At 48.1% G+C, this 19,886-nt stretch carries 21 protein-coding genes and 1 other RNA gene; 11 read left to right on the forward strand and 11 right to left on the reverse strand.

Translation table 11 applies throughout. The features are described 5' to 3' along the window. Positions 1 to 52: 52 nt before the first annotated feature. Entirely contained in the window at positions 53 to 1,174 is a 1,122-nt protein-coding gene (gene dnaN, locus ABF86_RS05035) for a DNA polymerase III subunit beta (RefSeq protein WP_160803487.1), read from the reverse strand. A gap of 204 nt (positions 1,175 to 1,378) precedes the next feature. Further along, the gene (gene dnaA / locus ABF86_RS05040; protein WP_011633139.1) at positions 1,379 to 2,758 is read right to left on the reverse strand and encodes a chromosomal replication initiator protein DnaA; all 1,380 of its coding nucleotides are present in this window, start codon (positions 2,756 to 2,758) and stop codon (positions 1,379 to 1,381) included. Positions 2,759 to 2,943: 185 nt separating this feature from the next. On the opposite strand from dnaA, the gene ABF86_RS12785 reads away from it, so the two are divergent. Genes ABF86_RS12785 through ABF86_RS05050 form a run of 3 tightly spaced genes read left to right on the forward strand, consistent with a single transcriptional unit; the run spans position 2,944 to position 5,477 of the window. Next, the gene (locus tag ABF86_RS12785) at positions 2,944 to 3,291 is read left to right on the forward strand and encodes a hypothetical protein (RefSeq protein ID WP_240142229.1); all 348 of its coding nucleotides are present in this window, start codon (positions 2,944 to 2,946) and stop codon (positions 3,289 to 3,291) included. Then, positions 3,263 to 4,834 carry a L,D-transpeptidase family protein gene (locus ABF86_RS05045; protein WP_240142230.1) on the forward strand — a complete coding sequence of 524 codons (1,572 nt, stop codon included), beginning with the start codon at positions 3,263 to 3,265 and terminating at the stop codon, positions 4,832 to 4,834. The genes ABF86_RS12785 and ABF86_RS05045 overlap by 29 nt, the downstream gene beginning before the upstream one ends. A 58-nt stretch (positions 4,835 to 4,892) precedes the next feature. Then, entirely contained in the window at positions 4,893 to 5,477 is a 585-nt protein-coding gene (locus ABF86_RS05050; protein WP_011635491.1) for a DUF882 domain-containing protein, read from the forward strand. A gap of 84 nt (positions 5,478 to 5,561) precedes the next feature. On the opposite strand, the gene ABF86_RS05055 is transcribed toward ABF86_RS05050, so the two are convergent. Next, a complete protein-coding gene (locus ABF86_RS05055; protein WP_074456188.1) occupies positions 5,562 to 6,425 on the reverse strand; it encodes an MBL fold metallo-hydrolase in 864 nt (287 codons plus the stop codon). A 107-nt stretch (positions 6,426 to 6,532) separates the two neighbouring features. Between ABF86_RS05055 and ABF86_RS05060 the strand changes: the two genes are divergently transcribed. The 8 genes from ABF86_RS05060 (at position 6,533) to ABF86_RS05095 (ending at position 14,102) form a co-directional block, all read left to right on the forward strand. Further along, the gene (locus ABF86_RS05060; protein ID WP_074456187.1) at positions 6,533 to 6,961 is read left to right on the forward strand and encodes a YeeE/YedE family protein; all 429 of its coding nucleotides are present in this window, start codon (positions 6,533 to 6,535) and stop codon (positions 6,959 to 6,961) included. A 29-nt stretch (positions 6,962 to 6,990) separates the two neighbouring features. After that, entirely contained in the window at positions 6,991 to 7,458 is a 468-nt protein-coding gene (locus tag ABF86_RS05065) for a YeeE/YedE family protein (protein ID WP_074456186.1), read from the forward strand. A 32-nt stretch (positions 7,459 to 7,490) separates the two neighbouring features. Beyond that, positions 7,491 to 7,880 carry a metalloregulator ArsR/SmtB family transcription factor gene (locus ABF86_RS05070; RefSeq protein WP_204987566.1) on the forward strand — a complete coding sequence of 130 codons (390 nt, stop codon included), beginning with the start codon at positions 7,491 to 7,493 and terminating at the stop codon, positions 7,878 to 7,880. 110 nt (positions 7,881 to 7,990) lie between these two features. Next, positions 7,991 to 9,673: a bifunctional protein tyrosine phosphatase family protein/NAD(P)/FAD-dependent oxidoreductase gene (locus ABF86_RS05075; protein ID WP_160803488.1), complete on the forward strand. Its 1,683-nt coding sequence runs from the start codon at positions 7,991 to 7,993 to the stop codon at positions 9,671 to 9,673. Between the two features lie 7 nt (positions 9,674 to 9,680). Next, positions 9,681 to 10,514 (forward strand): sulfite exporter TauE/SafE family protein, encoded by an 834-nt coding sequence (locus ABF86_RS05080; RefSeq protein ID WP_011635485.1) that lies wholly within the window; start codon positions 9,681 to 9,683, stop codon positions 10,512 to 10,514. Next, on the forward strand, positions 10,511 to 10,921 hold the full coding sequence (locus tag ABF86_RS05085) for an RNA-binding S4 domain-containing protein (protein ID WP_074456184.1): 411 nt from the start codon (positions 10,511 to 10,513) through the stop codon (positions 10,919 to 10,921). Before ABF86_RS05080 ends, ABF86_RS05085 begins: the two co-directional genes overlap by 4 nt. Then, positions 10,918 to 12,537 (forward strand): DNA helicase RecQ, encoded by a 1,620-nt coding sequence (recQ, locus tag ABF86_RS05090; RefSeq protein ID WP_011635483.1) that lies wholly within the window; start codon positions 10,918 to 10,920, stop codon positions 12,535 to 12,537. The genes ABF86_RS05085 and recQ overlap by 4 nt, the downstream gene beginning before the upstream one ends. A gap of 323 nt (positions 12,538 to 12,860) precedes the next feature. After that, positions 12,861 to 14,102, forward strand: a complete 1,242-nt coding sequence (locus ABF86_RS05095; protein WP_011635482.1) for a porin — start codon at positions 12,861 to 12,863, stop codon at positions 14,100 to 14,102. 96 nt (positions 14,103 to 14,198) lie between these two features. Here the strand turns inward: ABF86_RS05095 and rnpB are convergent. From rnpB to ABF86_RS05135, 8 genes are all read right to left on the reverse strand, one after another. After that, positions 14,199 to 14,487: RNase P RNA component class A (gene rnpB / locus ABF86_RS05100), an RNA gene on the reverse strand. Between the two features lie 87 nt (positions 14,488 to 14,574). After that, positions 14,575 to 15,117 carry a nicotinamide-nucleotide amidohydrolase family protein gene (locus ABF86_RS05105; protein WP_074684584.1) on the reverse strand — a complete coding sequence of 181 codons (543 nt, stop codon included), beginning with the start codon at positions 15,115 to 15,117 and terminating at the stop codon, positions 14,575 to 14,577. Continuing rightward, positions 15,114 to 15,656: a phosphatidylglycerophosphatase A gene (locus ABF86_RS05110; RefSeq protein ID WP_011635480.1), complete on the reverse strand. Its 543-nt coding sequence runs from the start codon at positions 15,654 to 15,656 to the stop codon at positions 15,114 to 15,116. Before ABF86_RS05110 ends, ABF86_RS05105 begins: the two co-directional genes overlap by 4 nt. After that, on the reverse strand, positions 15,634 to 16,620 hold the full coding sequence (gene thiL, locus ABF86_RS05115) for a thiamine-phosphate kinase (RefSeq protein WP_011635479.1): 987 nt from the start codon (positions 16,618 to 16,620) through the stop codon (positions 15,634 to 15,636). The genes ABF86_RS05110 and thiL overlap by 23 nt, the downstream gene beginning before the upstream one ends. Positions 16,621 to 16,894: 274 nt before the next feature. Next, entirely contained in the window at positions 16,895 to 17,398 is a 504-nt protein-coding gene (nusB, locus tag ABF86_RS05120; RefSeq protein ID WP_011635478.1) for a transcription antitermination factor NusB, read from the reverse strand. After that, positions 17,395 to 17,892: a 6,7-dimethyl-8-ribityllumazine synthase gene (ribH, locus tag ABF86_RS05125; RefSeq protein ID WP_011635477.1), complete on the reverse strand. Its 498-nt coding sequence runs from the start codon at positions 17,890 to 17,892 to the stop codon at positions 17,395 to 17,397. Before ribH ends, nusB begins: the two co-directional genes overlap by 4 nt. 221 nt (positions 17,893 to 18,113) lie before the next feature. Continuing rightward, a complete protein-coding gene (gene ribBA / locus ABF86_RS05130) occupies positions 18,114 to 19,223 on the reverse strand; it encodes a bifunctional 3,4-dihydroxy-2-butanone-4-phosphate synthase/GTP cyclohydrolase II (protein WP_074684583.1) in 1,110 nt (369 codons plus the stop codon). Continuing rightward, on the reverse strand, positions 19,220 to 19,825 hold the full coding sequence (locus ABF86_RS05135) for a riboflavin synthase (protein WP_074684582.1): 606 nt from the start codon (positions 19,823 to 19,825) through the stop codon (positions 19,220 to 19,222). Before ABF86_RS05135 ends, ribBA begins: the two co-directional genes overlap by 4 nt. Between the last annotated feature and the right edge of the window lie 61 nt (positions 19,826 to 19,886).

The following is a 19,886-nucleotide window of genomic DNA, read 5'->3' on the forward strand; positions in this document are numbered from 1 at the left end:
AAGTTATCTCTTTTGTAATTCCGGTAAATCTGATAAGGCGAGCAGGTTTGTACTACTCGCGCATTGGCATTAGGACATGATTGAACTGATCATCATCCGGCAACGTAATTAATATAGCGCTTTGCATACTCTCAAAAGAGCACCTGATATGCTCGCTATCCAGGTTGTTCAATACTTCCATCAGGTAAACGATATTAAAACTGGTATCAATTGTTTCATTTGAATAAACGATTTCAATTTCTTCCTGTGCTTCTTCCTGTTCCTTGTTTTTGGCGGATATATTCAGCTTTCCGTTCGTGATATTCAGATGAACGCTGCGAAATAAATCATTACTACTGGAAATAATCGCGGTGCGCTGCAGTGCGTGGAGGAAATCAAGACGATTTATATCGAACTGAAAAACACTGGTTTGCGGAATTGCACGTCTGAAATCGATAAATTTTCCTGAAATGACTTTCGACACTAACACAGCATCTGAAAAGTGGAAGCAGATCTTTTTTGAGTAAATTTCGACAATTACCGGTTTGTCACTATCTTCCAGCTGTCTGATCAGTTCCAACACCGTCTTGCGCGGGATAATTGTTTCCGATTTTTCAAACTGTCCATCCAGATCGAAAGAAGTTATCGCCAGTCTGTGCGTGTCAGTGGCTACCAGCATCAGCTTGTTGTCTTCGATCAGCAATAATGTCCCGTTCAGGTAATAACGCAGATCCTGCTGCGCCATGGCGTGTGATACCCGCTGCAGATGCTTTTTCAGTATTTGTTGTGTCAGTGTGAACGAGGCATCGCAACGCTCATTGTCCTTGGCCATTCTCGGAAAATCTTCAGCCGGAAGTAGTTGCAGACTAAAACGGCTTTTTCCAGAAACAATTTGTAATCGGTTTTCTGACCGGATCAGTTCGACTGGGGAACCAGATGGCAAAGCGCGCAATATGTCCTGTAATTTTCTGACAGAAACAGTCATTTGCAGTGAACCCTGATTTTCCAGTTCCGGAATATTGGAAGTTGCCTCGACTTCTATTTCCAGATCTGTTGTCACCAGTGCCAGTTTGCCATCCCTGATTGAAATCAGGACGTTTAAAAGTATGGGAAGCGTGTGTCTTCGTTCTACGATACCACTCACTGTTTGTAGTGGTTTGAACAGCAAATCCCGGTCGGATATTGTTAGTTTCATTTAATTTAAAAACTAAATAATAATAATTAAGCAGTGAAAAAAATAAGGATAAGTAACAAAATTACTTACATATTATATATTTACACGTTAAATTAATCCTGTATGATTTGAGTATAGCCTGTGGATGAATTGTGAACAAAATTTTCCAATCAGGATTTTATGCGAGTTATCCACAAAACATGCAGGGGTTATTGGCGTGTTACGTCATCCACGCAGGATATGTATCAATGTACTGTAATCCCGGTTTATTCCGGGATCAGAAGCACGTAGTTCTACGATTTTACGATGGGCATGCAGTACAGTTGTATGGTCTCTTCCACCGAAAGCTTCGCCTATATCAGGCAGACTTAACTGAGTTAGTTCCTTGGCGATAGCCATTGCAACTTGTCTGGGTCGGGCGATAGCCCTGACACGTTTCTTTGAGTACATGTCGGCTACTTTTATTTTGTAGTAATCCGCTACGGTTTTCTGAATGTTTTCGATTGAAATCTGCCGATTTTGTATGGCTAGCAGATCCTTTAACGCTTCCTTGGCCAGATCAAGGGAAATCGGATGACCGGTAAAGCGTGAATACGCCAGAACCCGTTTTAGTGCGCCTTCCAGTTCCCGGACATTGGAACGGATATATTTAGCGATGAAAAAGGCGGTACTTTCGTCCAGTTCGATCTTCTCGATGAAAGCTTTTTTGAGCAGAATGGCTACGCGCATTTCGAGTTCGGGGGGTTCGATCGCCACGGTCAATCCCCAACCGAACCTTGATACCAAACGTTCCTCCAGCCCGGAAATCTCCTTCGGATAACAATCGGAAGTTATGATTACTTGCTTGTGTGCTTCGATTAATGCGTTGAAGGCGTAGAAAAATTCTTCCTGTGTCCGGTTTTTACCGCTGAAAAACTGAACATCATCCACCAGCAACAGATCAAGCGAATGATAGTAAAGCTTGAATTTATCGAATGACTTGTGCTGATAAGCACTGACGACATCCGATACATATTTTTCAGCATGGACATAGCGGATTTTGGCCCCGGCATCCAGTTCCATAACGTAATTGCCGACCGCATGCATCAGATGCGTTTTGCCTAATCCTACCCCCCCGTAAATAAACAAAGGGTTATAGGCAATACCTGGTCGTTCTGCTACCTGAATGGCCCCGGCACGTGCCAGCTGATTGGCCTTCCCGGTAACAAAGGCGTCAAAGGTAAAAGCAGGATTGAGCCGGCTGGGATTGGTTTTTCTGGCGGTGGTGCCATGCGCTTTATCTGTAGGTGGTTTCTTGTCTTCCTTGCTTTTCGGTTCAGGTGCCTTGATTGTTGCTGTTTTGATCTCGGCTGGATCTTTCAGCTCCAGTTTGAAATGGATTTTTTCATTGAAATGACCTTGTGCCATTTCGTCGATGCGGTTGACAAAATTATCCTTGATCCATTGCAATACAAAACGATTGGGAGCAATTAAGACCAGGGTATTTTCCACATCCGGACAGATTTCCAGCTTGAGCGGCTTGATCCAGGTATTAAACTGCTGTCCATTCAATTCCTGTTTGAAATGCTTAAGACAGAAATACCAGAAAGTCTCTATTTTCTGCATGACAAGTAGAAGAAATTAACCCGGATTTAGAAAAGTATTCCGGTGAAACTTGAAAAAAACTAGAGAGGAAAAACAAACAGTTAAGTGCGGTGTAAAAGCAAAAGGGTTTTTTATAAGTTTACGTGAACCCCGTTTATCTGCTGAGGAGGTTAGTATAATGAAGTTTTTCCGGAAAGGTTGTCTTATTGCGTACAGCTTCGCCAGGCCTGGATTACAGCTCTGTTGATTTTGTTTGGCCTGTGTTTGCGGCAGTCAGAAAACCGGCCAATAGCTTTCAGATTTATCCTTTTGATTTTCATTTTATCAACCCGGGTAGGTATGATAAAAAACATATCTTTACAAAATATCTTTTAAAAACTGCTCTGGGTACAGAGGGAAAACTGTCTGATAATGGCCCTTTTAAACCGGGAATACAGGAATATTTTTTTGTTATTTATTCAAAATTCCAAAAAGTTCTGGATCAATCCTTCAGCGGCAGCGCGGTATTTAACCTTTCTTGCGCTGATGTTTACGATTTTGCCCGTCATTGCTGAAAATTGGATTGCCAGCGCAGAATCGATACGCGAACAACTGGCAAAAAATATTCAGAACAATCAGGATAGTGCGGTACAGATAAACCTGCAGCGATTTTATGCGCAACGTGATTATCAACCAGTCTGGACTTTGGCTGGTCATTCTGCTGTCTTGCTGGACACTGCGTTAGTGCTTATTAGGCAAGCTGATGAAGAAGGGCTTTCCAGCAATGATTACCATATTGAATCCTTACGAAAACTTCGTGACGAAACTTCTGATCCAATTTCCCTACTACTCGAACTGGATACAACCCGATCATTGCTGGCGCTTGCCCATGATTTGCACAGTGGCCGGCTGACGGCTTCTCTGGCTGATCCGGATTGGCACATTCCACAACAGCAATTTGATCCGGTAACGTTTCTGCAGCAAGCACTCACTTCAGGAAAACTGGAACAGGCCTTTGCAGATTTGCCACCTGATATCCCGCAATACCGTTCGCTCAAACAACTGTTGAACAAATTTCGTGCACTGGTTGCTGCCGATACCATATGGGCCAGGATACCGGAGGAAACTTCATTGATTCGCCCGCATACCAGGCATACTTCTATTCCACAGGTACGTCAGCGTATTCAGGAGGCATATCATATTTTTGAAAAACCGGAATATGATATTGTTGTCAGTAATAGCGAATTTTATGATGATCAGCTGGAAATAGCGATCAAGGCCTTTCAGCGTCAACACGGATTAAATGCAGATGGCATTATTGGTAAAAATACCCGGCGAGCCATGAACATAACGCCAGGAGAGCATGTTCAGCAGTTGCGTATCACGCTTGAACGATTGCGCTGGCTGCCCAGGAAACTCGGTGATCGCTATATCCTGGTCAATATTGCCGGATTTAATCTGGTGGCAGTCCAGGAGAATGTGCGCGTGCTGGATATGAAAATTGTTGTCGGGCGTGATTATCGTTCAACACCAAGTTTCAACAGCAAAATTACTCACCTGGTTCTCAACCCGTACTGGAACGTGCCTGCCAGCATTGCACGCAAGGATTTACTGCCAAAACAGAGACATAACCCGGATTATTTTGCTTCCGAGGGAATCAGGGTATTTTCCGATTACAAATATGAATCCGAGCTGAATCCTGATTTTATCGACTGGCATTCGACCAGCAGATCTCTTCCTTATATCTTGCGCCAGGATCCTGGTAGAAGAAATGCACTGGGCACTATCAAATTCATGTTTCCCAATCCTTTCAGCATCTATTTACACGATACGCCTTCCAAATATCTGTTTCAGAAGGATATTCGTACTTTCAGCTCGGGTTGTATCCGTCTGGAGAAGCCATTGCAACTGGCAGAGTTTGTCTTAGGGCAATCATTTGAACAAGCCGATATTGCTGAAAAAATCAGCAGTGGCAAGACACAAACCGTGCATTTACCTGAAAAAATACCTGTTTATTTATTGTATCTGACCGCTTGGAGCGATGAGCAGGGCGAAGTTTACTTTTCATCCGATGTCTACGGGCGTGACAAACGGGCGCTGGCATACGCCCACTGGTAACAGCCGGAAAAGTGTCTATGACAGTCTTTTTAATTTGGCACGATCATGGAGGATAACAATGTCCAAACTTATCATTGCAGACAATCTGGAAACACTTACCGCACATGGCAACAGTCGGCGGCGACTGTTGCAAGCCAGTTTAGGCGCATGTGCACTATTTGCCATGCCGGCAGCCAATGCTGCCAATTCCCCCCGTATTTATGAAAAACGCCTGTCCTTGTTAAATCTGCATACCGGAGAAAGAATCAGGACAGCTTACTGGGAGCAGGGAAAATATATTCCGGAAGCATTGCAGGCGATAGCTAAAGTATTGCGCGACCATCGTTCCGGTGAACGTCACCCGATTGATCCAGGATTGCTTGATCTGATCCAGCATCTGCACCATAAAACAGGCAGCTCAAAAGAATTTCAGGTAATTTCTGGGTATCGATCGCCGGCTACCAATGCTACCCTCGCAGCGAAAAGCCACGGTGTAGCTAAAAAAAGCCTGCATATGCAAGGTAAGGCAATAGATATTCGTTTGCCCGGTGTTCCACTTAATGCGTTGCGACGTGCGGCCATGTCGATGCGTGTTGGAGGCGTTGGCTACTACCCGGAATCAAATTTTATCCATGTTGATACCGGTAACGTTCGCTATTGGTAACTAGAAAACTTCTGATTGATCAAAAACTCCTGTAGGTACATTCTTCCCGGCCAGTTTCCTGACCAGGTGTTCACATAAACCTGCTTACAATACATTAATCGGTATTTTCAAATACACAGTGCCATTATCTTCAGCGGGTGGCATCTGGCCGGCACGCACATTGACCTGAACGGATGGCAGAATCAGTACCGGCACATCTAATGTGGCATCACGTGTGGTACGTATCGCGACAAATTCGTCTTCACTGATACCGTCGTGTACATGAATATTGTTGGCACACTGGTCAGCGACTGTGCTTTCCCACTGTACCGGGCGGTCACCGGGTGGATAGTCATGGCACATGAACAATCTTGTTTCCGGTGGATAATTATTCAGCAACCTGCGGATAGATCGATAAAGCTGCCGGGCATCGCCTCCGGGGAAATCGGCACGTGCCGTCCCTATATCTGGCATAAACATCGTATCACTGATAAAAATTGCATCGTCGAATTGATAAGCAAGGTCAGCCGGTGTGTGGCCAGGTACGAAAATCACCTTACCCTTGAGTTCGCCCACCTCAAAGCTGTCACCGTCATCAAACAGATGATCAAATTGCGAGCCATCCGGCTGAAAATCTGCCCCCATGTTGAACAGCTTTTTAAATACCTGCTGCACGTCGGGAATCCGGCTGCCTATGGCTGTTTTCCCCCCTAGTTCCTGCTTGAGGTAGTGCGCTGAAGAAAGATGATCAGCGTGCGCATGGGTTTCAAGTATCCAATCCGTCGTCAACTTCTTTGAGTACACAAATTTGATCAACACATCGGCGGAGTGATGTTTTGTTCTCCCGGATTTGGGATCGTAATCAAGTACCGGGTCGATAATGGCGCAACGCCCTCCCGGCTTGTCAAACACAACATAGCTGATTGTCCCGGTAACAGGATCAAAGAAAGCTTGGATATTGGGTTGCATCATCATCTCCTTGGATTGTTTGTATTCAAATAATTTAATATATAAAACATTAAATCATAAAAATATATAATGTGTTAGGATAATTTATCTGTCAAGGAGGAAAACTTATGATTGACTGGCAATCATTTACCCCGGTTAGCGCATTCACAGGCGGCATGATTATTGGCCTGGCAACTACGCTGCTGCTGCTCGTTGCAGGCCGGATTGCAGGCATATCCGGTATCGTTGGCGGGTTGATCGAATTACGTAAAGGAGATCTTGCCTGGCGAGCGGCGTTTGTTATTGGATTATTGCTCGCTCCGTGGTTATGGCGCTGGCTGGGCGAACTGCCTCCAGTTCATGTCGAAACCAGTTATGCAATGCTGGCGTTGGCTGGGTTGGCGGTCGGAGTTGGGACTCGTTATGGTTCTGGTTGTACCAGCGGTCACGGCGTTTGTGGTCTATCGCGTCTTTCACCACGTTCAGTGGTGGCAACAATTTCGTTTATGGCCATGGGAATGGGCGTGGTTTACATTATTCGCCACAGCTTGAGCTAGCGCTGCATTCAATTTTGAGAGGAAAATATATGCTTATCTTAATAGCTGCATTACTTTCCGGTTTTATTTTTGGTCTGGGGTTGATCCTTTCTGGCATGACAGATCCTGCAAAGGTATTAGCATTTCTGGATGTTGCCGGATCCTGGGATCCTTCACTGGCTCTTGTCATGCTGGGCGCGATCAGCATCGGATTTCTTGCTTTCAGGGCAGCAAAACAACGTGGCCAAACGCTATTGTCCGCACCGCTTCATTTGCCCATTTCCCATACGATTGACCGCCGTTTGATCCTGGGCAGTCTGTTGTTTGGTGCAGGATGGGGACTGGCAGGTCTTTGTCCGGGGCCAAGTCTGGTTCTGGCTGCATCGGGTCATTCCGGAGCCATCATATTTATGGTGGCTATGTTGCTGGGTATGATCATTTTCGATCGACTGGAAAAATACCGTCAGGCTGTTTCAAAACCAAATGATCGACAACAAAAAAATATTGGCAGAGAATGATAGATTCATACCTGCAACAGGCTCTGTCGGCCATGGTGGAAAAAAAGGCTGCTGCAATCAAAGCCTGTTCCATGCTGAAAATTCTAGCTAATGAAGACCGGCTGATGATCCTGTGTCAGTTGATACAGGGAAAGAAGAATGTCGGCGAACTGGAGCAATTATTGGGTATCCGGCAACCTACCTTGTCGCAGCAACTTACTGTGCTGCGAGAGGAAAGGCTTGTCTCCACGGAACGCCAGGGAAAATATATTTATTACAGTCTTGCCAGCCGGGAAGCAGTGCAAATCATTAGCACACTGTTTGATTTATACTGCGGAAATGAAAATTACCCAATTTCAGATGACACAAATGGTTGCGACGAATCATGTCGTTCCACCAGCAATGTTCACGCTGACAAACGGCATCCGCAAGAGCAGGATTAAGCTCTTGGAATTCAACTCTGGAGCAGTCTCTGGAGCAGTTACACTACATACCGATACGAAGCCGCTATCAAATCGACAGTAATAAAAAACAAAAGTAAGGAGAAATCATTATGAGTGTCACCCCTGAAACAAAATGGAAAGAACTGGATAAAAAAATAGCAGTCACTGGCCAGATTAGCGTGGACGATATCGCTGGCATTGCGGCTGCGGGCTACAAGTCGATTATTTGTAATCGCCCCGATGGAGAAGGCGGAGAAAGTCAGCCAGCTCACACTGCACTGGAGAACGCAGCGAAGGCGGCTGGGTTGCAGTTTGCTTATATGCCGGTTGAAGTTGGCCAGGTTTCAGATGAAAAATGTTCTGCTTTTCACCAACTGATGCAAACACTGCCTGGCCCGGTACTGGCTTTTTGCGGCTCGGGTAATCGTGCCCAGGCATTGTACACTCGCAATACCGACGCTTCTACAGCATCTGCCAGTACTGGCACACAAGAAAAAGTGGAGGATGTAGCCGAAACTTATTGTGAACCGGCAGATAAACGTCAGACCGAGACAGTCGCAGCTTGCAACTGGGATGATGTTTTTGACATTGTGGTGGTAGGCGGCGGATCAGCTGGTCTAGGAGTAACTGCAAGCCTGCTGCGTCGGCGTTCATCCCTACGTATTGCCGTTATTGAACCAAGCGAGAAACATTATTATCAACCTGCCTGGACGTTGGTCGGTGGCGGCGCGTATGCTATTGATCAGACCGCTCGCAATACAGCTGATGTCATGCCACATGGCGCAGAGTGGATCAAGGCAGCAGCATCCGAATTTGCGCCTGAAAAAAATCTGGTTCATCTGGCAGATGGCCGTTCCGTTGGCTACCGTCAATTGATCGTATGTCCAGGTATTCGCCTGGCCTGGGAAAAAATAGAAGGTGCCCAGGAAACACTTGGCAAAAACGGCGTCACCTCTAACTACCTGTTCGATCTCGCACCATATACCTGGTCACTGGTACAACAGCTTAAAGGTGGTAAGGCGCTGTTTACACAACCGCCAATGCCGATCAAATGTGCTGGAGCCCCACAGAAAGCGATGTATTTATCTTGTGATTATTGGCAGCGTCATGGCGTTCTGGACAAAATCGATGTCGAATTCGATCTGGCAGGAGCAGTTTTGTTTGGGGTTCCCGAGTTTGTGCCGCCTTTGATGGAGTATGTTCATAAATATCATGCCGGGCTGGTGTTCAATTCCAATCTGGTCAAGGTCAATGGCCCGGAAAAAATTGCTACCTTTGAAATCAAGAATGAGGCAGGCGAAGTTACCCGTGTCGATAAGCCGTTCGATATGCTGCACATCACGCCACCCCAGGTCGCGCCGGATTTCTTGAGCAACAGTCCACTGGCAAATGCTGCCGGATTCTGTGAAGTTGATCCCAAAACACTGCGAAGCACTTGCTTCTCCAATGTTTTCTCACTGGGTGATGCCTGTTCTGCTCCTAACTCTAAAACAGCAGCCGCGGTTAGAAAACAGGTGGTCATCGTTGCTGAAAATCTGCTGGCAGCAAAAGAAGGACGTGAACTTCGCGCGGTTTACGATGGTTACGGCGCTTGCCCGTTGACCGTCGAAAATGGCAAAGTGGTTCTGGCAGAATTTGGTTATGGCGGAAAATTGCTGCCAACTTTTCCGCTTAACCCGGTTATTGCCAGAAAGTTATACTGGTGGATGAAAGTTAATCTTTTCCCATGGGTATACTGGGATTGTCTGCTGAAAGGACGTGAGTGGCTGGCTGGATCCACTGAATCCAAATAGATTCTGTATGGAAGTTCACTGGCTGGGTATTTTGCCGGGTATTTTTACGGGGTTTGTACTTGGGCTAACCGGCTCCGGTGGCACCATTATTGCCGTTCCCTTACTGATTTTTGGCCTGAACGTAACCGTAGCGGAAGCCGCGCCGGTTGCGTTGCTGTCAGTGGGCGTATCAGCAGCAGTCGCCACTTATTCATCCCTCAGACAAAGAATTATTCGCTACCGGGCAGCTGGTCTCATTGCGGGTACTGGTATGCTGATTACGCCTGCCGGAGTATGGGTGGCGCAGCAGTTTTCTGATGCATTGCTGACGGTATTGTTTTCTGCTGTGCTGGCATATGCGGCTTTGTACATGTATCGCAAGAGTAATCTTGCTGCACAGCCGGAAGAAGCTGTTTTTCCACCTTGTCAGCTCAATCTGGAAAGCGGCCGTTTGATATGGACCATTCCCTGTGCCAAAGGATTGCTGGTTTCAGGTGCTGCAACCGGGTTTCTATCCGGTTTGCTCGGTGTGGGAGGGGGATTCATCATCATTCCTGCGCTAAGGAAAGTCTCAGATTTATCCATGAAAACCCTGATTGCCACCGCGCTTTCCATTACAGCGCTAATCTCCTTGACGGGCGTTATTTCGGCAACCTCCATGGGCTTTATGAACTGGCCGCTTGCTTTACCTTTTACCGCAGGTACAGTTGCCGGTACGCTGATCGGCAAACACTATGCTCACAGTTTTGACGAAGCCAAGCTGGAACGTGGTTTCGCTATTCTGACTTGGTGCATTGCGCTCAGTATGCTTATCAAGGGGCTTATGCTTTTTATTGACCTATTCACCCCGGATATGCCATGACTGAAAAGAGTGCACAGGCCACAGATGAGAAACTCCGCATCGATAAATGGTTGTTTGCTGCCCGTTTTTACAAGACGCGCTCGCAAGCCGCTGATGCGGTTGAGCGTGGCCAGGTGCAAATTAACGGCATGCGGGTGAAGCCATCCAGAATCCTGAACGTAGACGATATGCTCGATATTCGCATCGGGCCGTATCATCATCGGGTGAAAGTGCTGGCATTGTCCAATCAGCGTCGATCTGCTACGGAAGCTCGCCTACTTTATCAAGAAACAGAAGAAAGCCGACAAGCGCGCGAGATGCTGGCAGGAGAGCTCAAATCGCAGCCAACGCCACCGCGTTACGCTGGTAAAGGTCGGCCGACCAAGCGTGTGCGGCGCGACCTGGAGCGCTTTATGGACGGGAAATGACTTCCCTGGCTGTCCGTGCACAAACTCTGCTCAGAGAAATCTTTGGTTACACCGAATTTCGCGGGCAGCAGGCTGAAATCATTACCCATATCGCAAACGGAAACAGTTGCCTGGTCTTAATGCCGACTGGTGGCGGTAAATCGTTATGCTACCAGCTGCCAGCATTATTGCGGGATGGCGTGGCCATTGTCATCTCACCACTGATTGCACTGATGGAAAATCAGGTCTCTGTATTGCATGAACGCGGTGTGCGGGCAACATATCTTAATTCTACGCAAACTTCCAAAGCTGCAGCAGTAATCGAACAAGACATGCTGGCGGGCAACTACGATCTGGTCTATGTTGCACCGGAAAGATTACTGACCAACCGCTTTCACGCGCTGCTGCAGCGTATTCCCATTGCCCTGTTTGCTATTGATGAAGCGCATTGCGTTTCCCAGTGGGGGCACGATTTCCGGCCAGAATACGGCAGGCTTTCAATGCTGCCGGAGAAATTTCCGGGCGTACCGCGTATCGCCCTGACTGCCAGCGCTGATGCCAGAACCCGCACCGATATTCTGCGTTGTCTTGAGTTAGGCCAGGCACGTGCTTTCATCAGTAGTTTTGATCGTCCCAATCTTTGCTACCGCATTACCGCCCGATCCAACAGCCGGCGACAGCTGTTAAACTTTATCCGCAATCAGCATCCCGGCGAGGCAGGTATCGTTTATTGCCAATCCCGCAAAAAAACTGAAGAAACAGCCGCCTGGCTGAATGCTAATCACATTCCGGCGCTTGCCTACCATGCCGGTATGGAAACACCTGTACGCACACAACACCAGAAAAAATTTCTGCGGGAGAACGGCATTGTCATGATCGCTACCTCGGCATTCGGGCTGGGGATTGATAAACCGGATATCCGTTTTGTTGCGCACCTGGATTTGCCCAGAAGTATTGAAAGCTATTATCAGGAAACCGGCCGGGCCGGGCGGGATGGCCTGCCGGCTGATGCATGGATGGTGTATGGGCCAAGCGATATTATCCGGTTGCGTTATCAGGCTGAATCCAACGCAGGACAAATATCCATTCCAGTCCAGCAAGCCGCTACTGCCCGGCTGGATGCGTTGCTGGCGCTGTGTGAAACAACCGCCTGTCGCAGAACACGATTGCTTGACTATTTTGGCGAACCATCTGATTCAAGCAGTGAACTGGCATGTGGCAATTGTGATGCCTGCCTGACCACCACTCCCGTTCAGGATGTCACGCTTGCTGCCCAGAAAGCACTGTCCTGCGTTTACCGGACAGGTCAGAATTTTGGCATGGAATATCTGATTGATGTCCTGACCGGAAAACAGACCAACCGGATCAGGCAATGGGGACATGATCGCGTCAGCACCTTCGGCATTGGTCATGAACTCAGCATCGAAGGCTGGCGCATCGTATTCAGACACCTGCTGGCACTGGGTTATTTCACTGCTGGCGGGGAACGGTTTACCCTGCAGCTCGCACCGGCGGCCAGAGGTATTTTGCGTGGAGAAACCCGCATAAAGCTGCGTTTGTCACCTTATCATCATTCTGCTTCACACCAGCAAGCTCCCATTGGTTTATCTGCGCCTGATGTATGTGAAATCCGGTAAATACTTCTTCTTGGGTCCGTTGGACTGTGACGATCCAGCTTTTCCCCCGATTTATACACAGTAAAAAACAGATTTTTTTATGAATAGAGCCAGAGTGTTGCAATAACACAACATAATTTAGTGAAAAAAGTATAAAAATCGGGTTTGGTGTTGCACAACAGATTCTGCTTGGGCACAATCCGTTCAACCCTTCTGTTCGGAAAAGTATGCGATATGCAACACCTCTGATCAGGCAGGAACGGAAGTAGTAAAGAATGTAGATGTATAGAGAATCAAGGTCCATCTTTATTGATCCAGATATTTTTCTTTAAGGAGAGTTTCAAATGAATAAAAAACTGATGGCACTGGCAATCGCTGGCGTGATGGCAGTTCCGCTCACTGCCGCTGCCGATGGTACACATGTCACCATTTTCGGCCGCTTGCAGGCTGAGTATGCAACTATTGATGTTGACGGATTCAATGCACAGACCGCTGTAGCGGATGATGCACTGCAATCCCGTTGGGGTCTGCAGATTGCTGAAGATCTGGGTATGGGGCTGCGTGCGCTGGGTCGTATCGAATATGCACTCAATCCGGGAGGAGATCTTCATAACACCGCACGTGAGCAATGGGTGGGATTAGGTGGTGATCAATGGGGTGAACTCAAATTTGGTCGCGTTCAATCCGTGTTGCGTGATTTCGCCGGTGGCCTTACGGTTGATGCCTTTGCTGAAACCAGTCTGCACGCCAATGGTAGCGGTGGTTTGATGGTTTCTTCCGCCAATGGTTATGGTTCTGGTGAGCACGGTTTCGTCAAAAGTGCAGTACGTTTTGATTCACCAGTAGTGGAAGGTTTCTCCGTAGCCGGTTTGTTGATGCCCGGTGATGCCGACAAAATTGACCCAACGGGTGCTAGTAATTTTATGGGACTTCCTGGCTCTGCCACTGCTATTGGCAGTGAGAATGCCGGTGGTGAAAACGGCGAATGGGATTTCCAGGCTGCCGCTAAATACAGCGGACAATTTGATATCGTTGGCGTAGATGTGTTTGGTGCCTATTCCCGGGATAATGTCAGTAAATTCCAGAAATCATATGGTGTAAAAGATGAGCAAATCTGGCGTGGTGGTGCAATTTTCAGCGTGGCTGATTTCCGGTTGCGTGGCCAGTATGAGCATGTAATTGATGCTAACCCATTTGGTGGGGCAGCTACTTGTACCCAGGCTGCAGCATTTGGAGATATTAACGCTCTAGGTAACAACGGTCGTGGCCAATGTAACTCCGCTATGAACCCGAATGGTAACGGTAGTCTGTGGATCGTTGGTGCAGATTACACTATTGGTAACACCATGCTGGTTGCACAAGGGGGTATGGCTGTCGCCAAGAAAACTGGTGAGGCTACTGAGCCATTTGGAACCTATGCCAAGCGTAACGTTGAAAACATTACCGTCGGTGTGATTCATAACCTGAGCCGTCGCTCCAGCCTGTTTGGTGGTTATCAGCGCGTTTGGGTAAAAGATAGAAATCTTGCTCCTGGCGTAGATGCTGACCGTAACGTTTACACAGTCGGTGTTCGCCACGATTTCTAATTATTAACAATTAGTTAATCACACTGTAGGAAAGGGCAGATTACTCTGCCCTTTTTCTTTTTGAAGTTGCTTAAATCTGTTATTGAAGTTGTTTATGGGGGAAGCCGGTCGATAAGCCGGGTTCTGTCATGGACAGTCATTCCTCTAGGCATACCGTTACCCGTATGCTCAAGCGATCTACCCGCAGACTCGGCGAGCAGCGTCATCATCTGCCTATTTGATCTTGCTCCGGATGGAGGTTACCGCGTTTCACCGTAACTTAATACGCTCGTCTCTGTGGCCCTGTTCCTCACCTCACGGCGGCCGGCCGTTAACCGGCATCCTGCTCTGTGGAGCCCGGACTTTCCTCTCCCTGTTACCAGGCAGCGACTGTCTGACCGACTTCCCGCACTGATTCTAACAGAGGCACAAATTAAACACACAGATGATTGAATCTGTGTTCCAGGTTCAATGGCCAGGGATACCCTGCTGCTTAGGTAAGGGATAGAGACGTAGCGTTTTTCAGTAGTTCAAGGATACCTTGCAGTGCCGTGGCGACAGATTGTCGCCGGATGGCTTCGCGATCACCGCGGAACCGGCAGGTTTTGCTGTTTGCAGCGGTTGTAGATGAATTCTCCAGTATCCAGGCGAAACAAACGGTGCCGACCGGTTTTTCTGTGGAACCGCCGGTAGGGCCGGCGATGCCGGTTACGGACACTGCAACCTGAGCCTGGCTCATCGTGAGCGCACCTTGCGCCATTTCCCGTGCGATTTGTTCGGAAACCGCACCAAACTGTGTCAACGTTTGTGGTTGTACACGCAACAGCTGCTGCTTGGATAAATTGCTGTAGCTAATGAAACCGCAATCATACCAGGCGGAGCTGCCGGAAATGGCGGTGACGATCTGCCCGATCCAGCCGCCGGTGCAGGATTCTGCTGAAACCAGCTTCAACCCGTTATTTTTGAGAGTTTGTCCGGTTTGGCGGGCGAATTCCAGCAGCGTTACGTCATCCGGAATGGTTGGGTAAGCGCTCAAAAGTAGCTTTCGAACAGCACCATCGATTTCCAGCCTGCGAGGCAAAGCAGGGTATAAAACGCTGCCAGCAGGTCATCCAGCATGACGCCGAATCCACCTTTGAGTTTGCTGTCCAGATAGCCAATGGGGGCAGGTTTGACAATATCGAAGAACCGGAATAACAGGAAAGCGGCCAGCTGCCAGACCCAGTGGGTTGGTGTGAAAAACAGCACCAGCATGAAGGCGACGATTTCATCCCACACCATGCCGGAATGATCGGGTGAATTGAGTGCTCGTCCGGTGACTGCGCATGCCCAGATCCCCAGGATAAAAAAAACATCAAGGATCAGCAGCACTGAAACGGGTTCGAGGATCGAATCCAAAAGCTGGAAAAGAGGGATGGCGGCAAGTGTGCCAAAAGTGCCCGGAGCGAAGCGGATGAGACCGACACCAGCGCCCATTGCAATGAAATGCGCTAGCCGGACATGCACAAAGGTAATATCTGGTTTTAGTGGCGTTTGACGTCGTGGTGAATAGTCATCGGGTAAGGAAGTGATCATAGCCTTTATTATTAAAAATTAGCGGGTTATCATTGGCATTTAGTACGGCCAATCCTTTTCCCGGCACGATTTTGCCGATGCGGGAGAGTTTCACGCCCGTTTGCTGCGCAAGTTGTGCAATGACATCATGCCTGTTTTCTGGTGCGGTGAAACACAGTTCATAATCATCACCGCCTGATAATAAACAGTCAATGGCCAATTGCCGAGTGGCATTTTCCTGTTGCAGTTTGTTTTTTAATGCCGGAGAGCAGGGAATGCGGTCGAAATCAACTGTGGCGGCAACATCGGATCGTTCCAGAATATGGCCGAGATCAGCCAGCAGACCATCGGAAATATCAATTGCACTATGCGCTACATTTACCAGCGCTTTTCCAAGAACAACACGCGGTGTGGGGGTATACAATGCGATTAGACAAGGAGTTGCCTCTTGCTCCGTCAGTGTTATACGCTGTTGCAGGAATTGCAGCGCCAGGGCAGCGTCTCCCAAAAAACCGGATACCCAGATATCATCTCCCGGCTTAGCGTCACTTCGCCGGAGGGCTTTGCCCTGCTCGACTTCGCCAATGATCTGTACACCAATATTGAGTGGGCCGCTGGTGGTATCTCCGCCGATTAACTCGATCTGATACTGATCTGCCAGCGCGAAAAACCCACTGGAAAAAGCCTTGAGCCAGGCATCATCCTGTGCGAGTGTTTCAGTTAATGTCAGAGAAAGCGTTATCCAGCGCGGTGTAGCACCCATGGCAGCCATATCGGAAAGATTGACAGCAAGCACTTTGTGACCCAGTGTAGAAGGCTCAATATCGAGGAAAAAATGTCGTCCCGAGACCAGCGTATCAACCGATACGGCCCAATCCATTCCTGGTGTGCAGGTAATTAATGCGGCATCATCTCCCGGCCCCAGCAGCGCGTTGCGTACGGGACGGGAAAAATAGCGATTAATGATGTCAAACTCGGAGTTCATAGCTACACCATTTATGAAAAGTTAGATAAATCGATAGCTATTATTGCGGACTGCAACCGTGAGTGTGATGTTGACGGATGGCGGGAAGCAACCCCCCAGCAGCAATGGTGCTAGAGAAACTAGATTACCACGCCACACTGGGTTGCGGCTCGCGAAGATAAGGAAAAGAAAACAGCGTTTGCAATGGCAAAATAAATCACCCCCTCTTTTCCTGTTGACTGTTTTGGTTAAACAATTTTTTAGAGAGGTGTTGCTATCGACGTAATGACCGGATCTAGTGTGGATCCTTATTCCGGACGGGGCTGGATTGAAGTTCAACAGCCCGCAACTGGGCGGCCAGTTTGTCCAGTACACCGTTGACGTATTTGTGCCCGTCTGTCCCGCCATAACTCTTGGCCAGTTCTATCGCTTCATTGATGATAGCCCGACAGGGTATTTCAGGATGATGCACCATTTCATAGGTACCAATTAGGAGAATCGAACATTCCACCGGACTTAGTTCTGCCAGCTGCCGATCAAGATAAGCTTGGATTTGTGCTTCCAGATCACGGGAATGTTCCAATACACCCTGCAGCAAATCGGAAAAGTAGGAACCATCCGCTTTGCTGTAAAAATTGACCTGTTGCAGTTGCAGGTCAATTTCCTGAGCATTTCCCCCGGCAAGACGCCATTGGTAAATTCCCTGCAAGGCCAGTTCACGTGACAGACGCCGGCGATTTTTATAGCCTTTGTGTCCTTGTGCTGGTTTGGATGGTGGAGCAGTGTCTGTTGGTATCATGAAGAGGTGGTGGATTGATCCATTTCGCCAAGCGTTAATGCCAGATTGGCCATTTCTACCGCGACACGCGCGGTTTCAGCCCCTTTTTCGGTCATACGGGCAGTGGCTTGATCTTCGTTATCCGTTGTAAGAATGCCATTTGCAATGGGGATGTCGTATTCCAGTCCGACTGCTATCAGCCCGCGTGCCGATTCATTGGCCACTACGTCAAAATGATAGGTTTCACCATGAATAACTGCACCTAAAGCAATCAGGGCATCGTACCGGTCAGATATGGCGAGTTTTTGTAGCGCAAGCGGAATCTCCAGCGCACCGGGTACAGTTACCAGAACGATATCTGCTTCCTGCACGCCCAGTTTGGCAAGTTCCGTTGTGCAGGCGCCAAGCAACCCTTCACTCGTATCAATATTGAAACGGCTCATGACAATACCGATGCACAGCCCGTTTCCATTGAGGTCTGAATCTATTTCGAGAATATTGTCATAGTAGGACATAAAAGACGTACCTCTCTGCTCTTTGTTTTAAAGTTGGTTGATTGGCCTTGTGGCCGGAAATTGATAGCAAAAGTGTCTTAGAACCTGTTCAATAGCTCACGGAAGGGCGCATTACGGCGTTGAAATTGAACTCAAAATGCTCACATATTTCAAGTATGCTCCGCTTTCTCGTTCAATTTTGCCTTGCCTTGCATCCCTTGATCGAGACTTTGAACAGATTTTTACACGCGATCGCGATCTTCCGGTTCCAGATACCCGGTAACTTCCAGACCAAAGCCGGTCATACTAGGCATTCTGCGAGGGGTTGCCAGCAGGCGCATTTTACTGACTCCTAGATCTTTAAGAATCTGCGCACCGATACCATGATGGCGCAGATCCGATACGGGTTTATCCGCTGGATGCGGTGTGGTTTGCAGAATCCGCTCAGTTAACACGCTGGCATCATTTTTGCGCTGTAGCAGCACGACTACGCCCTTTCCGGCATGTGTGATGGCTGCCATTGCATCATGAATACTCCAGGAGTGAGTGTAATCATCAATTTCCAGCAGATCAATCACCGTCAGCGGTTCGTGCACTCGTACCAGTATTTCCTCACCGGTATTCCATGTCCCTTTTACCAGCGCGAGATGAGTGACGCCGGCAATCTTATCATGGTAGGCAATCAGTCTGAATTCTCCGTGAGCAGTTTGTAAGGGACGTTCAGTCGTTCGTGTGACCAGGCTTTCTGTGAGACGGCGATAATGAATGAGATCAGCAATTGTCCCGATCTTGAGATGGTGCTCATCGGAGAATTCGATTAGATCTGGCAGCCTTGCCATTTCACCGTTTTCTTTCAGAATCTCGCAAATCACTGCGGCCTCGGTTAAACCCGCCAGCCGCGCCAGATCACAGCCAGCTTCGGTATGGCCGGCGCGTGCCAGCACCCCACCCTTCTGCGCTTTGAGCGGAAAAATATGGCCGGGTTGAACCAGATCTTCTGGTTTAGCATCCGCTTGGACGGCTGTTTGAACAGTACGGGCGCGATCGGCAGCGGAAATTCCGGTTGTTACACCGCTGGCTGCTTCAATGGAGGCAGTGAAATTGGTGCCCAATGGCGAATGATTGTCGGCAACCATCATGGGCAGCTTAAGCTGACGGCAACGCTCTTCTGTCAATGTCAGGCAGATCAATCCCCTGCCGTATCTGGCCATGAAATTGATTGCTTCGGGCGTAATAAAATCAGCCGCCAGTACCAGATCGCCCTCATTCTCACGATTTTCCTCGTCAATGAGGATAACCATCTTTCCATTTTTGAAGTCTACCAGAACTTCTTCAATCGATGAGATTGTCATGATTGCTTGCCTTGTGCCTGATCGAGTAAACGTGCCACGTATTTCGCTATCATATCTGTTTCGAGATTCACTTTTTTGCCGGGCTCAAACTGTTTGAAAGTTGTATTGGCTAATGTATGGGGAATAAGGTTGATTTCAACTCGTTCAGATGCCACCTGATTCACCGTAAGACTGACGCCATCGACCGTAATTGACCCCTTGGGGATAATATATTTAAACAATTGTGGCGGCGGTTGGATTGCCAGCAGGCAGCGATCACCTGCTTGTGTGAATTGTACAACTTCGCCGACTCCTTCCACATGCCCGCTGACCAGGTGACCATCGAGCCGATCGGAAAATCGCAACGCTTTTTCCAGGTTGACCGGATTGCCGGGAATATCCAGACCATGTGTACAACTCAATGTTTCACCGGATACATCGACGGTGAAGCACCCTTCCTCAAATGCAGTAAGTGTCAGACAGGCGCCATTGACGGCAATACTATCCCCAATGGCGACATCTGTGAGATCCAGCTTGCCGGGATCAATATGGATACGAACAGCGTCTTCTTTGGGATAGACGTGCCTGATACGGCCAACCGCTTTGATGATTCCAGTAAACATGCCTTTTCCCGAGTTTTGAAACAAATTCCATTGTAAATAGATAATACCCCGGTCAGTCTGA

The sequence above is a fragment of the Nitrosomonas sp. GH22 genome (assembly GCF_009833115.1).
Lineage (GTDB): Bacteria > Pseudomonadota > Gammaproteobacteria > Burkholderiales > Nitrosomonadaceae > Nitrosomonas > Nitrosomonas eutropha.